Origin of the sequence: Halomonas cupida (genome assembly GCF_900142755.1) — a bacterium.
GTDB classification, from domain to species: Bacteria; Pseudomonadota; Gammaproteobacteria; order Pseudomonadales; family Halomonadaceae; genus Halomonas; species Halomonas cupida.
Genome location: NZ_FRCA01000001.1, coordinates 427,069 through 449,527, shown reverse-complemented (window position 1 = coordinate 449,527; position 22,459 = coordinate 427,069). Strand labels below are relative to the sequence as shown.

Here is a 22,459-nt window from a genome sequence, read left to right as displayed (position 1 = left end):
CCCACCGATGACCCCGTGCCTGGAGAAATCCAGGCGCGGGAGAATCATCAGCGCCCCTGCACGACCCCATCGATCTCACGCACAAAAGGCGGTAGTGCATCCAGCAGCGCACGACCATAACGCCGTGTCAGCACTCGCCGATCAAGCAACGTGATGCGTCCTTCATCAGCCTCCTTGCGAATCAAGCGTCCACAGGCCTGAACCAGCTTGATCGAAGCATCCGGCACACTGATGCGCATGAAGGGGTTACCTCCCTGACTCTCGATCCATTCCGCCAGGGTTGCTCCCACCGGATCATCCGGTACCGAGAACGGCAGGCGTGTGATCACCACATGCGTCAGATAACTGCCGGGTAGGTCCACGCCCTCGGCAAAGCTGGCCAGACCGAACAGGATACTGCCCTCTCCGGCATCCACCCGCGCACGATGACGCTCGACCAGTTCACGCTTGGGCAGACGATCCTGAGCCAGCACACGATCTCGGCGGGCGCGGGACAGCGCACGCTCCACCCCTCTCAACTGGGCCCGGGACGAGAACAACACCAGCACCGCCTGCTGCTCATCGAGCGCCTCGACAAAGTCAACGATGGCCTTCTCGTGAGCCTCACGGTTGCCTGGATCACAGGCCTCCGACGGCACGCTCAATACCGCTCGCGAATAATCGAAGGGACTGGGCAGAATCTGGTAACGGTAACGGTTGGCCAGCCCGGCCCGTTCCTGCAGACGTTCGAAACGCCCCAGAGCGGTGAGGGTCGCGGAGGTTACCACCGCGCCAAAGCAACGCCCCCACAATGACTTTGCGAGGGTTTGCGCCGCCGATACCGGGCTGGCCGAGAAGCTCAACTCCGGCTCACCCTGAAAACGCTCAAGGGTCAACCAGCGGGCGCGTGGCGGTGCATCTTGAGGGTCACGCTCGGCAAAAGCCTGCCACAGCGCATGCGCCTCGAGCGCACGACCGTGGAGCAATGCCATCAGCGGCAACCAGGCTTCGGCCTGCTCCCTGGGCAGCCCGGTGGACTTCTCGGGGTCGAGACTTTCGCGCAGGATGTCAGCCATGGACTCCAGACTGCGACACAGCTCGGCAAAAACCGTTACCAACGCGTCGGCATGTTCACGCAGCGCATCCGGCACCACTCCCATGGCAAAACGGTGATGCAGGTTATCCTCGCCCTCCTCCAGCCCTTCACTACGCTGGGCCAACTGATGCCCCATGGCAAAGGCTTCGCCCAGACGCGGCTCGATGCCCTCGATCAGGGTCGGCAATCCGCCAAGCAGGCGCGCCAGGGTCGGCTGCACACCCAGACTCTTGTTGAGTTCCGCCAGCGAGCCGCGCAGATTGCGCAGCCAGCGCAAGCCCCCACCGACACTAAAGCGATAGGTAAAGTGCGAGATGGCCTTGTCCGGCAGATGGTGGCCTTCATCGAAGACATAGATACAGTCGGCGGGATCCGGCAGTACCAGACCGCCACCCAGCGCCAGGTCAGCCAACACCAGGTCATGATTGGCAACGATGATGTCGGCACTGTCGAGATGGCGGCGCGCACGGAAGAAGGCGCAGGCTCCGAAGTGGCCACAACGGCGATTGGTGCACTGGCGATGATCAACGGTCAGGCGGCGCCAATGGACATCATCGATGGCCTCACCCCAACTGTCACGATCACCTTCCCAACGGCCATTGCCATAGGCATCGCCCAGTTCGCGCACCAGTTTCTGGAAATCATCGCCATGATCGGCATCCAGCGCCTGCTCGAACAGTGACAGCGTTGGATTGTCTTCGCCACCGCCATCCATGGCCTGATCCAGCCGGGCGACACAGACATAACGCCCTCGCCCCTTGGCCAGGGCATAGTCGAAGGCCAGGCCACTGTGCGCCTTGAGCGCGGGCAGATCCTGATGAAGCACCTGCTCCTGGAGAGCAATGGTCGCGGTCGCCAGCACAAGGCGCTTGCCACGCGCCTTGGCTACAGGCAGTGCCGACAGCAGATAGGCCAGCGTCTTGCCGGTACCGGTGCCCGCTTCGAGCACACAGACATGCTCGTTGCTGGTGCGCTTGCCGGCGTCATCCATCTCGATGTTGGCCAGGGTGCGCGAGATCTCGGCGATCATCAGCCGTTGACCGTAACGCGGCGTCAAATCGAGGCTATCGATGACTCGTCGATAGGCGCCCTGTATCTCGCTCTTCAGCGACTCATCCAGCATGCAGGCAGGTCCAGAAAAACAAGCCGGCGGGACGCCGGCTCATCAAGATCAACAAGGTGTCAGAGCAGACCTTCGGGCGGGTGCTCACAAGGTAGCTTGTCACCGATGAAGCGTTCGATCTCGGGCAGGGAGAAGGCATCCTCCTCACCGACGAAGCTGATGGATACCCCCTTGGCGCCGGCCCGACCAGTACGTCCGATACGGTGCACGTAATCCTCGGGGTCTTCCGGCAGGGTGTAGTTGATGACATGGCTGACATCCTCGATGTGGATGCCACGCCCGGCCACATCGGTAGCCACCAGCACCTGCACTTCGCCCTCGCGGAACTGCTCGAGCGTGCGAATACGCTGATTCTGTGGCACATCACCGGACAGCATGGCGACGTTGATATCGGCCTTCTTGAGTAGATCAAGCAGGTTACGCACCAGGTCACGACGGTTACCGAAGACCATGACGCGATCAAAGGCTTCCTGCTGCAGCAGCTTGACCAGCAGACGCTGTTTTTCAGCATCGCCGACCATGTAGACGCGCTGGTCGATATCCGCCGCGTTGTCGACGGTGACCGCGATATCCACGTGAGCAGCTTCGTGGGTCCACAGGCTGGCAAGGTTGAGAATGTCCTCGGTAAAGGTGGCCGAGAACAGGAAGGTCTGACGCTCAACCGGCTTGGGCGTGTAGCGAATGATGCGCTTGACGTCCGGGATGAATCCCATCGACAGCATGCGATCGGCCTCGTCGAGCACCAGCACTTCGACCTGGCTGAGATCGATATCGCGCTTTTGCTGAAAATCCAGCAGACGACCCGGCGTGGCGACGAGGATATCAACGTTGCCGCTCAGTCCGTCACGCTGTTTCTGGTAATCCATGCCGCCCACTACGCTGGTCACGTTCAGCGAAGTGAAACGCGCCAGGGCCTTGGCATCCTTCTCGATCTGCAGCGCCAGCTCACGGGTTGGCGCCACGATCAAACCCCGTGGAGCGCCCGGTTTCTGGCCGTCCGGCACTTCTTCCTCGAGGAAGTAGGCCAGCATCGAAATCAGGAAGGCGGCTGTCTTGCCGGTGCCGGTCTGCGCCTTGCCGACCACATCTCCGCCCAGCAGCGTCTGAGTCAACGCCTCGGCCTGGATCGGGGTGCAGTACTCGAAGCCCAGTGCATGAATGGCCCGCATCAGCGGCAGTGGCAGGTCGAAATCGTGGAACCGCCACTTGCCTGCCACGGCAGGCACCTGAAACTGGCGAAGATCCCAGCTCGACTGACGACGCCTCGGCTTGCGCCGACGACGCTTGGGCTTGCGGCTCTGGGCCGGTGCGGTGGTCTGTTCCGACTCGCTCATAGGCTGTGCAGTTTATCCATTACCGATAGAAGATGAATCATACAAAGCGGGTATTATATCAGCCTCTCCCCCTCCGAGTCCCCCCAGGTTGTGATTCAGCTTCGAGTGACAGCTACAAGACCCGGGCTACGCGTCCGAAGCCGTCCTTCCCGAGCTGGGCGATCCATCGGAAGAAGACCGATGCTTTCGCCCATGGTTCAGAGCCGCGAGCCTCGGGTAGCTCGTAGCTCGTAGCTCGTAGCTCGTAGCTCGTAGCTCGTAGCTCGTAGCTCGTAGCTCGTAGCTCGTAGCTGTTAGAATACCCACATCGAAAGAGGAGTCGTGCCATGACACGCCGCAAGAAGACCCGCTCGCTGGCGGACAAGGTCAATATTCGTACTGGCCGTCGCAAGGACTATCGTCAGTGGCGCCAGGACAATCCCGGTGAAGTGACCTCGTCACGCCGCTTCAGCGAAAAGAAACGTCAGCAACGCAAGCTCCAGGCGGCGCGACGACTGGAGCGCCAACAGGCCGCCCCGAATATCGCCATCCACAAGGACAGCAGCACGGACAGCGAAACGCCCAGCGGAGGACAGGATTGATGCGCCTGGTATCATTCAACATCAATGGACTGCGGGCACGCCTGCACCAGCTTGAAGCCTTGATTGCCGCCCACCGCCCGGCGCTGATCGGCCTGCAGGAAACCAAGGTCCAGGACAGCGAGTTCCCTCTCGAGGCCCTCGAGGCCATGGGCTATCACGTCCATTTCCACGGCCAGAAGGGGCACTATGGCGTCGCCATCATGACGCTGCAGGAACCCGAAGAGGTGGTGCGGGGTTTCGCCGATGATACTGAAGACGCACAGCGCCGCATGATCGGCGTTCGCCTGAGGCAGGCCGATGGTCAACCGCTGTGGGTCTACAACGGCTACTTTCCCCAGGGCGAGAACATCAGTCACCCGACCAAGTATCCGCTCAAGCGCGCCTTCTACGCCCAGCTCAAGCAGCTGCTCGACGAGCGCCATCGCCCGGACGAACACCTGGCCATCATGGGCGACTTCAATATCTCGCCGGAAGATATCGACATCGGCATCGGCGAGGACAATCGCAAACGCTGGCTACGTGAAGGCAAGACCAGTTTCCAGCCGGAAGAGCGTGAGTGGCTGAACGGCATCAAGACCTGGGGGTTGAGCGACAGCTACCGCCTGCGCTACCCGGATTCCACCGACTTCTTCAGCTGGTTCGACTATCGCTCGAAAGGCTTCGACCGCGAGCCCAGGCGCGGACTGCGCATCGACTATATCCTGACCACCGAGCCATTGAGTCAGCGCATTGTCGATGCGGGAGTCGACTACGAACTGCGAGGAATGGAGAAACCTTCGGACCATGCGCCGGTATGGACCGAGTTCCGAGACTAGTCATTTGGTGAATACTGTCTCAGATATGTCCTGCTGACACATGACCATTGCGGTCAGCAGGACTGCCCAGCAGGGTCCGGCGCTACATCTGTACCTGCTGACCTGCACGCTGCATATCATCCAGCGCCTTCAGCACTTCATCCGGCACGCCCTCGTCTTCGAGCAGCGCGCGCCACTCCCCGACCTGTTCAGCTCCTTGCTCTTCGGCAAGGGCCAACGCATCACGGGCGACGGACTCTTTCCCCCAGGCTGTCGCCAACTGCCCCAGATGCATCCAGTCACTGGCCTGATTGGTCATCTCGGCAAGCCGTTGCCAGGCCCCCAGCGCTTGCTCGCGATCTCGGGCCAGGTGCCAGCTCTCGGCCAGTAACCTCAGGTGCTCCTCATCCTCGGGCAAGATGCCGTCCGCCAGAGCGGCGTTCAGCATCTCCGCGGCTCGAGCCGGAGTACCCGCCGCCAACTGTAGGCGGATACGCCGGGTCAGATCGTCAGGGCCTTCAAGCAGCCCCTGACGCCAACCGGCTTCCCAGATGGAGGCGGCCCGTACAGGGTCTCCGAGCTGCTGGGCCAGGCCCGCCGCTCTACGCCATGCATCAGGGTCATCAGCGGACTGATCCAGACGTTGCTGCAGGGCGGCAAGGGCCTCATCGAGTCGACCACTGCGCTGCATGACCGCCGCAGAAAAGGCCAGTTGCTCGGTGGTGGGCACAGCATCTGTCTCTCGAGCCTTCGCCACCCAATCGGCGGCAGCCTCCCAGTTCTCCACGTCCGCCTCGAGCTGGGCCATCTGCCACAGCGTCGCGGCATCCTCGCCGTGATCGACCAGCCATTCGCCGAGCAATGCCCGCCCCTGCTCCGCCTGGCCGGCCTGCAGACGCAATTCGGCCTCCTGCCGTAGCCAGCGACTGCGTTGCACGGAATCAACACTACTGACGCTGCGCGCCTCCGCGAGATGGTCCGCCGCCTCGCCGTGCTTGCCCTGAGCCGCCTCAGCGCCTGCCGCCAGTTGCAGATAAAGGGCACTGGCCCAACGATCAGAGGCATTGCCTCCCGCGAGGCGCTGCGCCTGGCTTGATGCCTTGTCTTCCACGGCTGAGGGAGACTCGGACAGCTGCTCTTCCAGTCCGCGCAGGTCGGCGATCAACCCGGCCGACAAGGTTGGTGCGGCAAACACCGGCAATGCAGTGCACAGGCCGCTCAGCATAGCTGTTAGACGCAGCGGAGCGCGCCATGATCTGGCTGTACGCATGGATCACCCTCCTATCTGAGCTGGAACTCGAGCCGTTGGTTGGCGCGACGCAGCCCCTGCCCCGGCTCGAAGCGCCAACTGGCAATGGCATCGGTGGCAGCACGCTCGAAGGTGCGCCGCGGGCTGGCATCGATCACCTGGATACTGCTGCGATCCACACTGCCATCGGCACGGATGATGAACTGCACTACCACATAGCCTTCCAGCCCACGACGCTGGGCACGCGACGGATACTGAGGCGGCTCCTTGTGGGTGGCATGCGCCGAACTGCCGACATCCACCGGCTCATTGGATGCTGGTGCCGCCGGGCCACTATTACCGGCTGCAGCAGGCCCCGAGGTCACAGGCGACGGCTCCGGAGAAGGTGTCGGCGCTGGCGTCGGAGTCGGCCGGGGTGCCGGACGAGGTTGCGGCTCAGGTCGAGGCTGTGGCTCCGGCTCCGGTTCCGGCTCTGGTGGCGTCTCGACCAACTCCGGCAGCGAACTGTCCATCGCTTGAGGTGGCTGCTCCAGCGGCGGAACCTCCGGGTCAGGCAGCTCGATGGCGCTCTCGACATTCGGCGCCGGGGCCGGTGGGGGCGGTGCCGCCGCTACCGGCGGCGGTGGCGGCGGAGCCGAAGCAGACGCCGAGGACTCACTGGGCGTGTCCGCCTGAGGGGCCGGTGCCTCGGTGAGCTCCAGAATGATCTCCTCGCGCAACTCGACTCTGGCGTCCGGTGGCGCCACCAACAGCGCCAGCAGCACGAACAGTGCCAGCGTCAACAGGCTTCCGGCAATCAGCGCAAACACCCGCCTCATCCGTTGGCGCTCCTCTCGGCGGCCACGGCCACCTTGTCGACATCGGCCTCGCGTAGACGGTCCATGACTTCAAGCAACACGCCAGTGGCCGCATTGCGATCAGCCTGGACCACTACCGATCCCTCGTCGCTGACCATGCCTGCCACGGTGGTGCCAACCCGATGAATATCCACCGGCTCACCATCCACCCACACTGCCCCTTCCGGGGTGATGGCCACCAGCACTTGAACGCTGGGCCTTGGGGTGGCAGAACTGGATTCCGGGCGCTCGATCTCGACACCGCTTTCCTTGATGAAGCTGGTGGTGACAATGAAGAAGATCAACATGATGAACACCACATCCAGCATCGGGGTCAGGTTGATCTCGCTGGCGTCTTCCGCGCCATGGGACAAGCGGCGCCTACGCATGAGCGTCCTCCACAGCACGAGCCAGACGGTCATGCAACCGCTGATCCTCGCGCCGAATGATATGTTCCAATCGAGTGATGAACAGCAGGCCGACCACCGACACCGCCATTCCGGTCAGCGTCGGCAGTGTGGCCCGCGCCACGCCATCGGCCATGGCCCGAGCCTGGTTGACCGCCGCCAGTGACAGACTATCGAATACCGTGATCATCCCGGTGACCGTACCCAGCAATCCGAGCAGCGGGCATATCACCACCAGCAGCTTGAGCCAGGGCAGCGGGCCACGCAGACCGCGAATCAGGTCCTGTACCCAGACCTCACGCAGGGTCATCGCCGTCCAACTGGTGTGATCCTGACGAGCAATCCAGCGCTCCACCAGGGCCCGGCGCGCTGGGCGGTAATGAAAGCGAAAGAACCACCAGCGTTCCAGACCCACCGAGAACAGCAGCATCGCCACTACAGCAATCACCACCAATACCGGGCCACCGGCATCGATCAGCCAGTGAAGAGGATCAAGCCAGTCCAGGGATTCAGGCCAGAGCGTCATGAGATGTCTTCCCGGCAACACCACGACCCTGCTCGGCCAGACGATCCTGTTCGAGGCGATCAGCCAGCACCGCACTGGCACGCCCTTCCATGGTGCCGATCAGCGCACGCGAGCGCGATGACAGCGCAGTGTGTGCGAACAGCAACGGCACCGCGACGATCAGACCCAGCACCGTAGTGACCAACGCCTGACTGATACCACCGGCCATCAGCTGCGGGTCTCCGGTACCGAAGACGGTAATCGACTGGAAGGTCACGATCATGCCGGTGACGGTACCCAGCAGTCCCAGCAGCGGCGCCACCGCGGCGATCATCTTGACCAGTGCCTGCCCACGCTCGATCCTCGGCTGCTCGGCCAGCATGGCTTCGTCCAGACGAGCTTCCAGGGCCTCGGGCACATGTCCCTCACCCAACGCCTTGAAACGCTTGAGTACACGGCCCAACGGATTGTCGCCACGCAGCTCCTCGATGTTGGCCATCTGACGTCGCATGGTCATGCTGATCCGCGCCAGATAGAGGTACTGGATCACCGCGATCAACAGGCCCAGGGCGCCGAGACCGACGATCACCCAGCCCACGGCACCACCCTGCTGGAAGCGCTCCCACAGCGTCGGCTGCTGGCCAAGCGCCTCGAGCACCCGACCATCTGCAGGGTCCACTGGTACTGTCTCGCCGGAGCCACCAGCAAAGTCATCGAGAGCCTGGCTGACCGATGCCGGAGTGTGTTCGATCACGGCAAGCTGTCCTTCTTCACCGACCCGCTCGAGCAGCTTGCCCTGGCTGAAGGCCAGCACATCACCGACCCGGGTTACCGACTGCTGATTGACCACGCCATCGGCACCAGCCACCGGCAACTCCTGCACCTCGACATCCGCGGTCGCGGCCGTCAGTTGCATCAGGCTATCGGCGACCGCCTCGATCTGCCGAGCCGTCAGAATCGCATCCGCATCCATGCGCGGTGGCAGGATGTCCTGCTGGCCCAGCGTCAGCCAACTGCGACCGAGTTCATCACGCAATTCGCCACTCTCGCCAACCACGGTAGAGAAGACTCCGTCCAGATCAGTCCCCTGGGCACTTCGCTGAGCGTTCAGCTCCTCGAGGGTGCTCTGCAGCTCCTGCTGCCTGCTTTCCAGACTCTCGCGACGCTGCTGCTGCTCGGTCAACGACTGCTGGGCATTGGCCAGGGCCTCGTCGAGGGCTTCGCTATCCTCGACCAGACCCGCCAGTCGCTGCTGGTCCCGAGTCTCGGCAGCCTCACGGGCCTCACGCAGGGAGGTCAATGCATCGATCTCAACCTGCGGGCTATCAACGGACGGAGTGGCTTCCTGAGCAAGGCTGGAGGAAGCAGAGGTCACCAGTGCCAGGCCGAGAAGCCCGGCACCCAGCACGCTCGGAATGATACGGGCGGTCATGAGTGGCTCTCCTCGGACTGAGCTTCCTGCTGGGTCTGGACTTGAGACTGGGACTGGGCTTGAGACTGAACTTGAGACCGAACTTGAGATTGAGCCTGCCGAGGCTGGGACAATGGCAGGTTCAACAGCTCAGGGGCTCGCTGGTCGCGTACGATGCTCAGGCCTTTCGCCACCTCGTCACGCTGCTCCGCAGACAGCGGCTGCCACTGCTGCTCGGCGGCCTTCCACACCGCTCCCTGCTGACCATCGGGGGTCAGGTAATACCACCCGACCCGGCCCAGGCGCAGATAGTCCACTTCACGTGTCGCGCCAGCCTGCTCGGCGTCGCTCACTTCGCCCGAACTGGTCTCTGTCTCTGAACTGGTTCCTGTCCCCGAACCGGTCTCGGTTAAAGTTCCACGCCAGGCATCCAGTTCACGTCCGTAACCCAGCTCGACACGCCAGGCGCCCAACACATGCTCCAGCTTCTCGCTGTTGCTGAGCCTGGCGCTGGACAGCTGCGACTCCAGCGCGGCCACTCTGGACAGGCGCTCCTCCTTGAGGAAGGGGATATCCTGCTCGACCCACCGACCGAGGCGCTCGGTCATGTCGGCGAGCAGGCCCGGCAGCGCCTCTCGTGTTTCGGTCAAGGTCGAGACTCCGGCCTCACGCTCGGCCAGAGTTGTCTCGAGCTCCTCGACCTGAGGGGCCAGCGCGTCGTTGTAGGTCGTCAGTCGACGAGACGTCTGCTCGGCCTGACGCAGTTGCTCGATGCGTTCACGCACGCTCTCGTCCGCGGCATCGATCTTCGCCTGCAACTCCGCCTGGGCCTGCTGCGCCGCGAGGGCTTCCTGCTCCAGTTCGCTCTGGGCCAGGGCCGAGGTGGACAGGGTCAGGCCCACCGCGAACACACCTACTGCCGACGCCGAGCGTGTCAGGGCCGATACAGCCCCCGCAGTGCCGACGCGATATCCCCGATACATCGCCATTCAAAGCTCTCCAGAATGCCATCAGGCGCCGCCCCAAAGACCATTAGCCCATATCACCGAACCGGTGGGTTGCTTCACACAGCCGATGGATTGGCTAGTTAGCGGCGCAACGAAATGGCCGAAACACTACCCTAAACACGAATTATTATCAATGACCATATGGATACCGAGCGTCGTCCCCCGCCCATAAAACAAGCGCTCTTTCACAAAAGCTCTCTCAGAAAAGCTCTCCTGAAGAAACTCTTCTGAAAAAGCTCTCCAGGAAAAGCAACGCCCCTGCCGGCTTGCTACCCGGCAGGGGCGTTGATCGAAACAGCACAAGCTCGAAGCTCGAAGCTCGAAGCTCGAAGCTCGTTTACAGCTTGCTGTCCAACTCCGGTACGGCCTCGAACAGGTCGGCGACCAGACCATAGTCCGCGACCTGGAAGATCGGCGCCTCCTCGTCCTTGTTGATCGCCACGATCACCTTCGAGTCCTTCATGCCCGCCAGGTGCTGAATGGCACCACTGATGCCCACGGCGATATACAGCTCGGGAGCCACGATCTTGCCGGTCTGACCAACCTGCATATCGTTGGGCACGAAGCCGGCATCCACTGCCGCCCGTGAGGCGCCAATGGCGGCCCCGAGCTTGTCGGCGATACCTTCCAGCAGCTTGAAGTTCTCACCGTTGCCCATGCCACGGCCACCGGAGATCACCACTCGTGCGGCACCCAGTTCGGGGCGATCGCTCTGCGCCAGCTCTTCACCGACAAAGCTCGACAGCGTGTTGCTGACGTCCGCCTCGACCGGTACGACGCTGGCGGAACCGCCCTGGCCAACCGCATCGAACGCTGTGGCACGTACGGTAATGACCTTGAGCGAGTCTTCACTCTGCACCGTGGCAATGGCGTTGCCGGCGTAGATCGGACGCTTGAAGGTATCAGCACTCTCCACTGCAATGATCTCGGAGATCTGCGCAACATCGCTGAGCGCGGCCAGACGCGGCAGCACGTTCTTGCCGGTGGTCGAGGCGGCGGCCAGCACATGGCTGTAGTCGTCGGCCAGCGCCTTGAGCAGGTCGGCCAGCGGCTCGGCCAGTTGATGGGCGAACGTCGCGCTGTCGGCGACGCGGACGCGGCCTACTCCATCCAGCTTCGCCGCCGCTTCGGCGATGGCGCCAACATCCTGGCCCGCGACCAGCACATCGATATCGCCACCAATGGCCTGAGCCGCTGCCACTACATGGGCCGTGGCATCCGCGAGCAGACCGTCATGATGTTCTGCCAGAACCAGTACACTCATCAGATCATCTCCTCTCAGATTACCTTGGCTTCATTCTTCAGCTTGTCGACCAGCTCATCCACCGAGCCGACCTTGACGCCACCCTGACGCTCGGCGGGCGGCTCGACCTTGAGCAGCTTGACACGAGAGGCCACTTCGATGCCCAGATCCGCCGGGGTAACGACGTCCAGCGGCTTCTTCTTGGCCTTCATGATGTCCGGCAGCTTGGCGTAGCGCGGCTCATTGAGACGCAGGTCGGTGGTCACCACCGCCGGCAGAGCCAGCTCGATGGTCTGCAGACCGCCGTCGATCTCGCGGGTTACCTTGAGCTTGTCGCCCTCGCTACCATTACCATCAACCACGACCTCCGAGGCGAAGGTTGCCTGGGGCATCCCCGTCAGGGCGGCGAGCATCTGGCCGACCTGGTTGTTGTCGCTATCGATAGCCTGCTTACCGAGGATGACCAGTTGCGGGCGTTCCTGCTCCACCACCTTTGCCAGTGCCTTGGCGGCACCGAGAGACTCGACACGCTCATCGGTCTCGACGTGAATGGCGCGATCGGCACCCAGCGCCAGCGCGGTACGCAGTTGCTCCTGGGCGGCCTTGGGACCCACGGTGACGGCGACCACTTCCGTGGCCACGCCCTTTTCCTTGAGGCGCACCGCTTCTTCCACGGCAATCTCGCAGAAGGGATTCATGGCCATCTTGACGTTGGTGAGATCGACGTCGGAGTTATCGGGCTTGACCCGGATCTTGACGTTGTAGTCGATGACGCGTTTAACCGCGACGAGTACCTTCATATTGTCCTCGCTTGGTTCACCCCGGAACCCTGGATGAAAGAACACAACGGCAGGTGCCGCACAGCAGTGTCTCTGAGCCTGGTCGCCAACGCGACCTGCAGGAAAATGAGCCTGCGAAATTATTCCAGAGCCGGTCGCTGCGTTCAGCTATTGATGTGGAACAATCCGCTATGACCTTAGATGTTCATGCATGGCCACCCATCGCAAGGGTGACCCAGCAACGCTATTATGCCTATCATGGGACATACCTAGAAGCAAACGACCGTTTAAAATCGTTCGACGTTAGTGGTACGGACCGGCCGGTAACGTCCCCCCAAAGGAGGAGAAGCTCTCGATGACAGAACAAATAGAACGCGACACCATGGAATTCGATGTTGTCATCGTTGGTGCAGGCCCCTCTGGACTGGCTGCCGCCTGCCGCCTGATGCAGCAGGCCAATGAAGCCGAACAGGAACTCACCGTCTGTGTGGTGGAAAAGGGCTCCGAAGTCGGCGCGCATATTCTTTCCGGTGCCATTCTCGAGCCCCGTGCGCTGTTCGAGCTGTTCCCCGACTGGGAGGAGCGCGGCGCACCCTTGACCACACCTGCCCTACGTGACGAGTTGTATCTGCTCAAGGACAACGACAAAGCCCAGAAGCTGCCCAACGCCCTGGTGCCGAAATCCATGCACAACACCGGCGGCGACATCACTCGCTACGTGATCTCCGCAGGCAACCTGTGCCGCTGGCTGGCCGAACAGGCCGAAGGGTTGGGGGTCGAGATATTCCCCGGCTTTGCCGCCCAGGAAGCCATCATCGAAGATGGCGTGGTGCGCGGAATTCTGATCGGCGATATGGGCGTCGCTGCTGATGGCAGCCCCAAGAGCGGGCATATGCCGGGCATGGAGCTGCGCGCGAAGTACACCCTGTTCGCCGAAGGCTCTCGTGGCCATATCGGCAAGCGCCTGATCAAGGAATACAGCCTCGATGAGGGCAAGGATCCCCAGCACTATGGCATCGGCCTGAAGGAGCTGTGGGACGTGCCTGCCGAACACCACCAGCCCGGCCTGATTCTGCATGGCTCCGGCTGGCCGCTGGAGGCCAGTGGGGCGCATGGCGGGTGGTTCCTCTACCATGCCGAGAATCAGCAGGTGGTGGTCGGCCTGATCATGGACCTGGGCTACCGGAACCCGTACCTGTCGCCCTTCGATGAATTCCAGCGCATGAAGCACCACCCGGTACTCAAGCAGTATCTCGAGGGCGGCAAGCGCGTTGCCTATGGCGCGCGGGCCATCACCAAGGGCGGCCTCAACTGCCTGCCGAAGATGACCTTCCCCGGCGGCCTGTTGATCGGCTGTGATGCCGGCACCCTGAACTTTGCCAAGATCAAGGGCATCCACACCGCCATGAAGTCCGGTCTGGTGGCCGCGGAAACCGTGTTCACCGCACTGGGCGACCAGGCAGCCGAAAACGAAGGCGGCAAGGAACTGACCGCGTTCACCACCGCCTGGGAGTCCAGTTGGGCTTACAAGGAGCTCAAGGAAACCGCCAGCTTCGGCCCGGCGATCCACAAGTACGGCACCGTGATGGGGGGCGCCTGGAATTTTGCCCACCAGCTGTTGGGCAACAAGCTGCCCAATATCCACGACACCACGCCGGATCATGCAGCGCTGCAGGCTGCCGACCAGTTCAGCCCCATCGATTACCCGAAGCCCGATGGCAAGCTATCCTTCGACAAGCCGTCCTCGGTCTTCCTGTCGAATACCAACCACGAGGAAGACCAGCCGTGCCATCTCAAGCTGGCCGATCCAGAGCTGCCGATTCGCGACAACCTGCCGACCTTCGCCGAACCGGCCCAGCGTTACTGTCCAGCCGGAGTGTATGAGGTGGTCGAGGATGACCAGGGCAAGCCGTGCTTCCAGATCAACTTCCAGAACTGCGTGCACTGCAAGACCTGTGACATCAAGGACCCCGCGCAGAACATTACCTGGGTGGCTCCAGAGGGTGGCGGCGGCCCCAACTACCCGAATATGTAACCCTTTTCGACATGACTACCCCACGGACCAGGCCTCGCGCCTGGTTCGTGCCCTTGTCATCCTCGCCTCAGCGTCACCTCCACTTCTCCCTCCTACCGAATCCCACTTGCATTTGCCTTCCCCTTCCCCGCAAGAGCACTGGCTTTACAGGAGCCCTATGCTCCAGGAGCGCTGATTTTCAGGAATCCTGTTCTAGAAGAACATCAGCATAACCATATGGAATAAAGTATCACTTGAGATATTCCATAGCGGCCACAATAGTGTGCCACCTTGAAAACTCTGCAGCCTCCGACCCTCGGACAACCGCGGTACCGCCAGCCACCGTTGCGACAGGTCGGCCCTTCTCTGCACACAACCGCCTCGGGAGGCACCATGGCTCACACTCGCCAGATACTGCTGGCATTGATACTGGGCGTCATTGCCGGCGGCGCCATCAACCTGCTGGTACCTCAGTGGGCAGCACCACTCGACCAGCAGCTACTGACACCGTTGGGTCAGGTATTTCTGCGCCTGCTGCAGTTCATTGTGGTGCCGATGGTGTTCTGCGCCCTGGTGCTTAGCTTCACCCAGGTGGAACGTGGCGGGCATGTTGGTCGTTATGCCGGAAAGCTGCTGGGCCTGTACATCGTCACCAGTGGTGTGGCGCTCGCCATCGGCATGGCGGTGGCAGCCTGGTTGACACCGGGAACCGGGATCGGTGAGGTGGGACAGGCCAACGTCCAGGCCGCCGAGCCGATGCCGCTGACCCAATGGCTGGTCAGCCTGGTGCCGAGGAACCCCTTCGAGGCCCTGGCCGATGCCAACCTGTTGCAGATCATCATCGCCGCCGCCCTGGTGGGTATCGCCGCGCGCCAGCTCCCCGAGCAGAGCCAACCCTTCATCAAGGTGCTGGAAAGCGGCTACGACATCACACTCAAGATTCTGGCCATGGTACTAAAGCTGGCACCGATCGGTGTCTTCGCCTTGATTGCCTCTGTGGTGGCCACCCAGGGACTGGAGTTGATGGTCAAGCTCGGACTCTATGTGGTCGGGCTGTTACTGGCCATCGCCGCCATGGCCCTGTTCTACCTGGCGCTGATGGCGCTGGCCGGCGCACGCCCCGGTGCCTACCTGAGACACTTCGGTGAGTCACTCAGCTTCGCCCTGGGTACCGCGAGCTCCAACGCCACCCTGCCCATTGCACTGGAGAATGCCCGAGCCTACGGTGCCCCACATCAGTTGACGGCCTTCGCCCTGCCTTTCGGCACGGCGCTGAAACGAGATGGTGCCGCCGTCCTCCAGGGCTTCAATGCCCTGTTCGTGGCACAGCTGTTCGGTGTCGATGTCACTCTGACGCTGGTCATCACCATCTTTGCCACCGGCCTGCTGGTGTCATTCTCCACCGCGGGCGTTCCCGGCGCCGGACTGGTGGCCATGAGCACAGTGCTCTCCGCCGCAGGCCTGCCACTGGAGGGCGTCGCCGTAGTCGCCGGTGTCGACCGCTTTACCGACGGCTTCCGCACCGCACTCAACGTCATGGGCAACACCGCCAATGCCATGCTGCTGGCCCGTACCCAGCGAAGCCCGAAGGGAAGTAGTCCGGAAACCGAAAGCGAGGCACTGGAGCGTCCATAGGCCGGTGCCCAGGCTGGAACTATTAACATGGCAATCAAATAGCTCATCCTGATCGATTTGATTGTCGTCCGCATCACACTGGCACAGATGCGCGGATCTGCTGGTGTGGTGCGGTCTCGCGTCGGCCTGATGGCCGACGGCGGCACGTCCCTGTGCCGCCATTAACCCAGCATGAAAGCATGCCGGGTTAATAATCAAGCGACACCGTTTGGTCAGCCGTTAGCCATTCCAATGCAGAGCCTCCTTCGCTGCCAGCTCAGCGTAGGAGGTTTTGGCATAGCGTCGGAGGAGAATGGAGAGGCTTTCAGCAGAAAACATTGGTCTGCTAGAGTAGCTAAAGAGGACGGGACAGTTTAATGCATGGCCTATCACGCCAGCCGTTTCTTTGCTTCATTTAAAACAGAAATCCACTCCTGAAAATCAAATTTTCATGCTTTCGCCCGACGTGGAAGAGTAAACCTCCAATACCAAGCAGATACGTGTCGATAATGAAACGTGCTTCAACTCGATGATGCTCAAGACAGCGCTGGATTGGCTCAGTATTCGGCTACAGGCCATCGCGCCACACTGCCCCTGGCAGAATGGAAGAATCGAGCGATTCTTCGGCACTCTCAAGCAGCACCTCGATGCGATAATTCCTATCGAGGGTGCTGACCTTCAGATTATGATGATGGAATTTCGAGGCTGGTATAACCATGCCCGACCACATCAGCACCTTTACGGGGAAGAAGTGTGGGAAGGTCGACCAAAATCGACCAATTCTCCCCAGCTCATCAGTATCTGGAATGGCAGGATCAATGGATGGTGGTTTCCGCCATAGGAAAGGATGAATGGACCGAAAACCATCAGATAGCATTGAGAAAAAACAGGCAATCACTGTCTATGACTGGCGTTTTCTTGTGGAATAAGACTTGAAGCAAGCGGCACAGTTTGATCAAAAATCAACCGTAAAAATAGAAAACCTCCCACGCTACCAATTCAGCGAGAGAGGTTTCAGCATAGTATCAGACGGATAATGGCGAAATTTCCAGCCAATATCCGCTAGGCTGCTAACCTAGGCAGTGCGGACAGGACAACCGGACCGCTTTCTATCGGAGTATCATAGGCATCATTAGAACGACCATTAGGGAGATATGGATGGCAATCTTAAAACAGGTTCATCATTAACCTTCCAGAAGTCCAGCTCCCCGAACCGGCCATCATCGGTCAAGAACAATGTAGCAATGATCGGAACGCCATCATCGTCCTCAAATTCGTATGAGGCAACCGAGCGAACACGGCACCCCACAGGGCAATAATCAGCTCTAATTGACCGCATTTCTTGGTTCACTACCCAAACTAACTGCTTGGCGGGCAACGAAAGCTGTACATCGCCGACTCGAGTAAGGAATGCAATAAGCTTTTCCTCTGCCGGTTCAATTTTCCTCATGGATCCGCCCAATATTTACCGTGCCATCAGGCAACTTGAAAGCATTGTATTGCAACCGCACGCCATCCACGGTCACGAACCGCACGTTAAGACCGCTGGACAGGTTGCTAACAGGCGGTAGGTCAGCCACAACTGCATCCTGGACACGCTGTCGACTCATACCAAGCTCATCTTCGACATGGCGCCAAACGTGATAGTCTTGGTTCGCGTTTCGACCAAATGAACCCCCTTCGGGCAATCTCTTATTTGTGGCATCACTTCCCTCACTATACACCGCCCCACCAATCAGTTCCGTACCTGCGGGCTGATAGCCCCCTGCACTGGTCTGGCCGGTCTGACCATCGACCACTGGCGTCTCATAGCGCCCGGGGCGATCGATGTCGTACGTGGGGTATTCGGTGCTGGTAACCTGCGACTCATTCTCGGCCGGGTAACCAGGGATAGCAGGCAATTGGCCTGCCTCTGCCGGGTATTCTGTTCGACTGCCATCAGCCAGCTCGCCATCAGCCGCAATTGACGGCACCGCCATTTCCATGAGACCCAAACAGGACGGTATGAGCATACAAGTGGAAACAATGGCCATGTCAGTATCATCGGATACGACCGGCTGCTGGCCGCTGTCAGTCGTACCGGATGCCCCCATACCAATAGTCCCGGCGACCGCACCACAGACTGAAGGAGCGCGAGAGCAGGTCGTTGATATCGCAGCCCATCGCTGATCAAGGGCAGAACTGTCATTGTCTTCAGGCAGAACCTCCCTCAGAGCGGTCAGAACTTCCCTTGCTTTCTCTGGATCCTCCCGGTGCAGCTCCATAAGAGTACGAGAAACTGGGTTGTCGAGAGCCTTGAGCCCTTCCATCGCCTGATCTGCAGCGTCTTTGCCATAACGCAAAATAAGGGTGTCGTAGATTTTATCCGTAATCCCCGTCCCATCGGCGTTAGGATCTGCTATCGCCAGCATCGTTTCGAATGCCGCAACACTATCCTCCGGCGCATCGGTCGCCAATGCGGTGAGCCCCCGCTCCAACTGCACGTAGTTATCCTTCACCTCCTGCGGCAGTTCGATGTACTTCTGCGGCAGATTCTGCAGTTGCTCACCCCAGCGATTGACGGTGTCTACCGGGTTCGCCGCATCCTCCACCGAGGTTTCGGTGACATAGAGTTCGGTGGTCTCGGATTCGTCCCGGGTGATCTCCTGCGCACGGTCGATATCGCGGTTGATGTCGGCGAGTTCGGTGTTGAGGTCCGAGTCCGGGTGGTGGACCGTGATCTCGCCCTGGCCGATGGTGCCGCGGTTGATCTGCTCGCGGTCGAGGCTGCTGTAGCTGCCCTCGATGCCCCAGGTGGTCCGCTCGTCGAGGGTATCGCCGGTCTCGTCGCCACGTGGCTTGCCGGTGGTCTGGGTGTAGTCGCTGTCGGAGCCTCTTGACTGGTAGGCTTTCTCGCTCTCCCAACTGCCGCTGATCCGGGTGTAGTGACTGTCTTCCGTGTGGCTGTCGTGGATGTCGGTGACCGCCAGGGTATCGGTGGTCAGGCTCAGGTTGCCGCCGTCGCTACCGTCCTCGCGGACATTGGCGATCACCGCACCATCCACCTGGGTGTGACCGACGGTGTCGATATCCACACGCTCTCGGCCGATCAGGCGGGTCTGGTCGGCCACCCAGGCCTTCTCGCCCTCGGTCTCGCCGTAACCGGCACTGCCGGACACCGAGACTCCAGCGCCGACGGTGACCCGAAGCTTGCCATCCCAGCGCTGTCCGTCGACTGCACCCTCGTCCTGCACCGAGCTCACCAGCAGGTCGCCGCCCACGTCGAGATCCAGCTCGTTGCCGGTCAGGTTGGCCCCGGAAATGGTGGCATCGTCGGTGCTGACCACCTCCAGTCGATCACCTGCGGTGATGCGGCTGTTGCGGTGCTGCTGATCGTCACGCACCAGGTCGTTCTGGCCACCCTCGACCTCGACGTAGTAGCCCAGGGTGCCGCCTTCTCCACCGGCGGTGATGCCCACCTCGCCGCCAATCTGCTCACCGTCATGGACTTCGCTGTAATCGCCCTGGAAGGCGACGATATCCACCGTGGTGCCTTCCAGCCGGACATCATTGCCCGCCGCCACATCACTGCCCTCGATGCGCAGGGCATCCTCGGCGATCAGATCGACATCGCCACCGGCGGCAAGCTGTGCTCCCGCCCCGGAAGTCTGTTCGATGTCCGCGGTATCCACGCCCAGACTGGCGCCCCCGCCGACGCTGTTGCCTTCCTGGCGGATCCCTGACCACTCATGGCGGGCTTCGGTCTGCTGTGAAGCGCTCTCCGCGCCGGGGCGGACGAAGATGTTGTCGGCCTCGACGAGGATATCCTCGCCTGCATTGACCCGAGTGCCTTCCAGTGTGGCGTCCTTCCCGGCACCGATGGAGACGCTGCCACCGGCGTTCAGCTCGGCGGGCGCGGCCCGGACGTCTTCCCCGGTAACGCGGATGTCTTCGCCCGAGCGTCCCAGGCTGCCGCTGAAGGTCGGGCCCGCCGCGGTCCGACTGACCGTGTCCACCGCCTTGAGCGTACTGCTGGCCTGGCTGACAGTGTTGTCGCCTTCTCCGGCGCCCTGGATGGCATCCCGCGCGTTGCCGAAGTTGTGGTTGACGCTGGTCCCGAAGCCGCTGCGGGTCTGCTCATGGGTCTCGGTGGTGCGCTCGGTGTTGCTGCCCGACAGCAGGTTCATGTTACGCTCGGCGGTGTAGGTGATGTCCTCGCCTGCCGAGGTGCGGCCACCGACCTGGGTGATATCGCGACCGGCATTGACCTCGACATTGCCGGACGCCGACAGCTCACTGCCGACACTCTGCTGGCTGGCCAGGCCGTGGCCTTCGGCTTCGGACTCACGGCCCACAAACACCGATACGCTATTCTCGTCACTGTCGAACGAGATGCCGTAGCGACTTTCCGACTCCCACTGCTGCTGATCGCTGCCACTGGTACCGGGCGACAGCGTGATGTCACGCCCAGCACTCAGGCGGATGTTGCCGCCCTCCGCATCCTCTCCCCGCGTCGGGGAGCTCTCATCCGGGGTACGCGGCGCCCCGCCACCGGCTTCCACTCGCGAGCCGACCAGCGAGATATCCGACCCCGCCTGGATATCCACATTGCCGCCCGCCGTCACTTGCGAGGGGGCATTGGTGACAGTGACCGTGCGCTGGCCGGTCAACTGCTTGATCTGTTCGGTAATCAGGCGCTGCAAGAACCTTTAGAGTAAGGAAAGCCACATGAAGCGTTGGCAAGCCCTGAAGCGGTGGGTGATCGCGATTATCTCGACGTTGGCACGATGGTTAGGGGTTGAGGTGAGGCCCGAGTCGCGGCCTTGTTCGTCCTCGGTCCGTTTTATGCCATACCCTCGCCCCACAACACGCGGCAGGCCAAAACCGCCTTGGGTAAGGCACGAGATCATCCGCTTGAAAGCCTGTTCACCGCAGTTGGGCTGTCGCCTTATTGCTGAGTGCTTCAACCGACAATTCGCTGAACGCCGTATCAGTGTGAGCAAGAGTTACGTGGCCAAGGTGCTATGTCAGTCCAGGGTCGAGGTACTGAGATTACGAAGAAAGCTGAAGCACCGCGTGCCCCGCCCCCAGCCCTGCAATCGCACCTGGGGACTGGATCTGACCGGCAAGGCGGATGCTTCCGGGCGACAGCGAATGATTCTGGGGTTGCTGGATCATGGCTCACGGGCCTGTCTGCAACTGTGCGTGCTGGAAGACAAACGAAGCCTAAGGATACTGCGCGAGTTGATCACCGCCTGCCGTCGCTTCGGTATGCCAAAGCAGATACGTGTCGATAATGAAGCCTGCTTCAACTCGATGCTGCTCAGGACAGCACTGGCATGGCTCGGCATTCGGTTACAGACCATCGCACCACACTGCCCCTGGCAGAACGGAAGAATCGAACGGTTTTTTGGCACCCTGAAGCAGCACCTCAATACGGTAATTCCTATTGACGATGCTGACCTCAAGATCATGATGGCGGAGTTTCGATGCTGGTATAACCATGCCAAGCCACACCAGCACCTTTATGGCTATACCCCGGCAGAAGTGTGGGAAGGTCGACCGAAATCGACCAGAACACCTCAGTTCATCAGCATCTGGAATGGCAGGATAAATGGATGGTGGTTTCCGCCATAACCAGCACCGGAGGTATTCAGGGTAGGAGGAAAAAGACAGGCGATCACTGTCCACGGTTGGCGTTTTCTTGCGGAATCAAGAAAGAGGGAATCGGCACAGTTTGATCAATCGTTAGCCGTGAAAATAGAAAACCTCCCACGTTGCCAATGCAGCGAGAGAGGTTTCAGCATAGTATCAGACGGATAATGGCGCGATTTCCACCCAATATCCGCTAGCCTGCTAATCTGGACAGTGCGGACAGGACACCTGCGCAATATCGATACAGGGGGAAGGCTCAGCCGCTTCCGGCGATGGTGGTTCAGCCTGCTCACCGGGCAGATTCTGCAGTTCCTCGAGACGCTGCTGCTGCTCTTCCAGCAGGCGCTGTTGATCACCTCGAATGAAGTTGCGGTCAAGGTCAGGTGGAATCGGTGGCACCTGTTGTGCCTGAAGCGTGGAATGCCACAGCAGGATCACTCCCGACACCGAAACCAGCAGCAGGCGAGACAACACTCGACCCGATGAGACAAGGGTGTGATGTGATCGGACTCTGTAGCGTCCGGCGGCGTCCCTGCATGGAAGCATCATATCGTTATCGTTCCCGAACGAAGTCTGGTTCTCCGGTCGGCGCTAATTCACAACTTCAGATATCACGCACTTACGAAGAATCCTTTTATTGATAAACGCCATGGTAATAGCTAACGGCCCGCTCCTCTTCAAATAAGTGACCGCCAGCCTGACGGTTGAGCGCCACGGGATAGAAGTGAAGAAATCGCTTACAAACTAAGGGGAATTGCCTACGCAAAAGAAGCGAGATATTGCCAGGAGAGTCGTGCTGAAAAAGGAGAGTCATGCTGGAATTAAGGAGAGTCATGCTGGAATTAAGGAGGGG

Annotated in this window: 19 protein-coding genes; 6 read left to right on the top strand and 13 right to left on the bottom strand. The window is 60.9% G+C overall.

Annotation, left to right across the window (positions count from 1 at the left end):
• Nucleotides 1-47: 47 nt before the first annotated feature.
• Entirely contained in the window at nt 48-2,198 is a 2,151-nt protein-coding gene (gene dinG, locus BUE38_RS01915; protein WP_073433321.1) for an ATP-dependent DNA helicase DinG, read from the bottom strand.
• Nucleotides 2,199-2,257: 59 nt separating this feature from the next.
• Nucleotides 2,258-3,532, bottom strand: coding sequence for a DEAD/DEAH box helicase (locus BUE38_RS01910; RefSeq protein ID WP_073433320.1), 1,275 nt, complete (start codon nt 3,530-3,532; stop codon nt 2,258-2,260).
• 326 nt (nt 3,533-3,858) lie between these two features.
• On the opposite strand from BUE38_RS01910, the gene BUE38_RS01905 reads away from it, so the two are divergent.
• Nucleotides 3,859-4,113 carry a hypothetical protein gene (locus BUE38_RS01905; protein WP_073433319.1) on the top strand — a complete coding sequence of 85 codons (255 nt, stop codon included), beginning with the start codon at nt 3,859-3,861 and terminating at the stop codon, nt 4,111-4,113.
• A complete protein-coding gene (xthA, locus tag BUE38_RS01900) occupies nt 4,113-4,928 on the top strand; it encodes an exodeoxyribonuclease III (RefSeq protein ID WP_073433318.1) in 816 nt (271 codons plus the stop codon). The genes BUE38_RS01905 and xthA overlap by 1 nt, the downstream gene beginning before the upstream one ends.
• An 82-nt stretch (nt 4,929-5,010) precedes the next feature.
• On the opposite strand, the gene BUE38_RS01895 is transcribed toward xthA, so the two are convergent.
• From BUE38_RS01895 to BUE38_RS01860, 8 genes are all read right to left on the bottom strand, one after another.
• Nucleotides 5,011-6,177, bottom strand: a complete 1,167-nt coding sequence (locus tag BUE38_RS01895; RefSeq protein WP_174788027.1) for a heme biosynthesis protein HemY — start codon at nt 6,175-6,177, stop codon at nt 5,011-5,013.
• 11 nt (nt 6,178-6,188) lie between these two features.
• Entirely contained in the window at nt 6,189-6,974 is a 786-nt protein-coding gene (locus BUE38_RS01890) for an energy transducer TonB (protein WP_073433316.1), read from the bottom strand.
• Nucleotides 6,971-7,381, bottom strand: coding sequence for an ExbD/TolR family protein (locus BUE38_RS01885; protein WP_073433315.1), 411 nt, complete (start codon nt 7,379-7,381; stop codon nt 6,971-6,973). The genes BUE38_RS01890 and BUE38_RS01885 overlap by 4 nt, the downstream gene beginning before the upstream one ends.
• On the bottom strand, nt 7,374-7,925 hold the full coding sequence (locus tag BUE38_RS01880) for a MotA/TolQ/ExbB proton channel family protein (protein ID WP_073433314.1): 552 nt from the start codon (nt 7,923-7,925) through the stop codon (nt 7,374-7,376). The genes BUE38_RS01885 and BUE38_RS01880 overlap by 8 nt, the downstream gene beginning before the upstream one ends.
• Complete coding sequence (locus BUE38_RS01875) at nt 7,909-9,336, bottom strand: MotA/TolQ/ExbB proton channel family protein (protein WP_084541659.1); 1,428 nt, start codon at nt 9,334-9,336, stop codon at nt 7,909-7,911. Before BUE38_RS01875 ends, BUE38_RS01880 begins: the two co-directional genes overlap by 17 nt.
• A complete protein-coding gene (locus tag BUE38_RS01870; RefSeq protein WP_234986735.1) occupies nt 9,333-10,304 on the bottom strand; it encodes a DUF3450 domain-containing protein in 972 nt (323 codons plus the stop codon). The genes BUE38_RS01875 and BUE38_RS01870 overlap by 4 nt, the downstream gene beginning before the upstream one ends.
• Nucleotides 10,305-10,659: 355 nt before the next feature.
• Nucleotides 10,660-11,586 carry an electron transfer flavoprotein subunit alpha/FixB family protein gene (locus BUE38_RS01865; RefSeq protein ID WP_073433313.1) on the bottom strand — a complete coding sequence of 309 codons (927 nt, stop codon included), beginning with the start codon at nt 11,584-11,586 and terminating at the stop codon, nt 10,660-10,662.
• Nucleotides 11,587-11,600: 14 nt separating this feature from the next.
• A complete protein-coding gene (locus tag BUE38_RS01860; protein ID WP_073433312.1) occupies nt 11,601-12,365 on the bottom strand; it encodes an electron transfer flavoprotein subunit beta/FixA family protein in 765 nt (254 codons plus the stop codon).
• Between the two features lie 334 nt (nt 12,366-12,699).
• Between BUE38_RS01860 and BUE38_RS01855 the strand changes: the two genes are divergently transcribed.
• The 3 genes from BUE38_RS01855 (at nt 12,700) to BUE38_RS23440 (ending at nt 16,813) form a co-directional block, all read left to right on the top strand.
• Nucleotides 12,700-14,379, top strand: coding sequence for an electron transfer flavoprotein-ubiquinone oxidoreductase (locus tag BUE38_RS01855; protein ID WP_073433311.1), 1,680 nt, complete (start codon nt 12,700-12,702; stop codon nt 14,377-14,379).
• Between the two features lie 372 nt (nt 14,380-14,751).
• Nucleotides 14,752-15,993, top strand: coding sequence for a dicarboxylate/amino acid:cation symporter (locus BUE38_RS01850; RefSeq protein ID WP_073433310.1), 1,242 nt, complete (start codon nt 14,752-14,754; stop codon nt 15,991-15,993).
• A 508-nt stretch (nt 15,994-16,501) separates the two neighbouring features.
• Complete coding sequence (locus BUE38_RS23440; protein WP_073433309.1) at nt 16,502-16,813, top strand: integrase core domain-containing protein; 312 nt, start codon at nt 16,502-16,504, stop codon at nt 16,811-16,813.
• 303 nt (nt 16,814-17,116) lie between these two features.
• Here BUE38_RS23440 and BUE38_RS23435 read toward each other — a convergent pair whose 3' ends face one another.
• Nucleotides 17,117-17,422 (bottom strand): DUF6984 family protein, encoded by a 306-nt coding sequence (locus tag BUE38_RS23435; protein ID WP_371860373.1) that lies wholly within the window; start codon nt 17,420-17,422, stop codon nt 17,117-17,119.
• Entirely contained in the window at nt 17,409-20,654 is a 3,246-nt protein-coding gene (locus tag BUE38_RS01840) for a hemagglutinin repeat-containing protein (protein WP_073433308.1), read from the bottom strand. The genes BUE38_RS23435 and BUE38_RS01840 overlap by 14 nt, the downstream gene beginning before the upstream one ends.
• Before the next feature lie 25 nt (nt 20,655-20,679).
• Here BUE38_RS01840 and BUE38_RS23205 point away from each other — a divergent pair, with 25 nt between their 5' ends.
• On the top strand, nt 20,680-21,588 hold the full coding sequence (locus tag BUE38_RS23205) for an integrase core domain-containing protein (protein WP_084541658.1): 909 nt from the start codon (nt 20,680-20,682) through the stop codon (nt 21,586-21,588).
• A gap of 219 nt (nt 21,589-21,807) precedes the next feature.
• Here the strand turns inward: BUE38_RS23205 and BUE38_RS01830 are convergent, their stop codons facing one another.
• Entirely contained in the window at nt 21,808-22,077 is a 270-nt protein-coding gene (locus BUE38_RS01830) for a hypothetical protein (protein ID WP_146950952.1), read from the bottom strand.
• Nucleotides 22,078-22,459 lie beyond the last annotated feature (382 nt).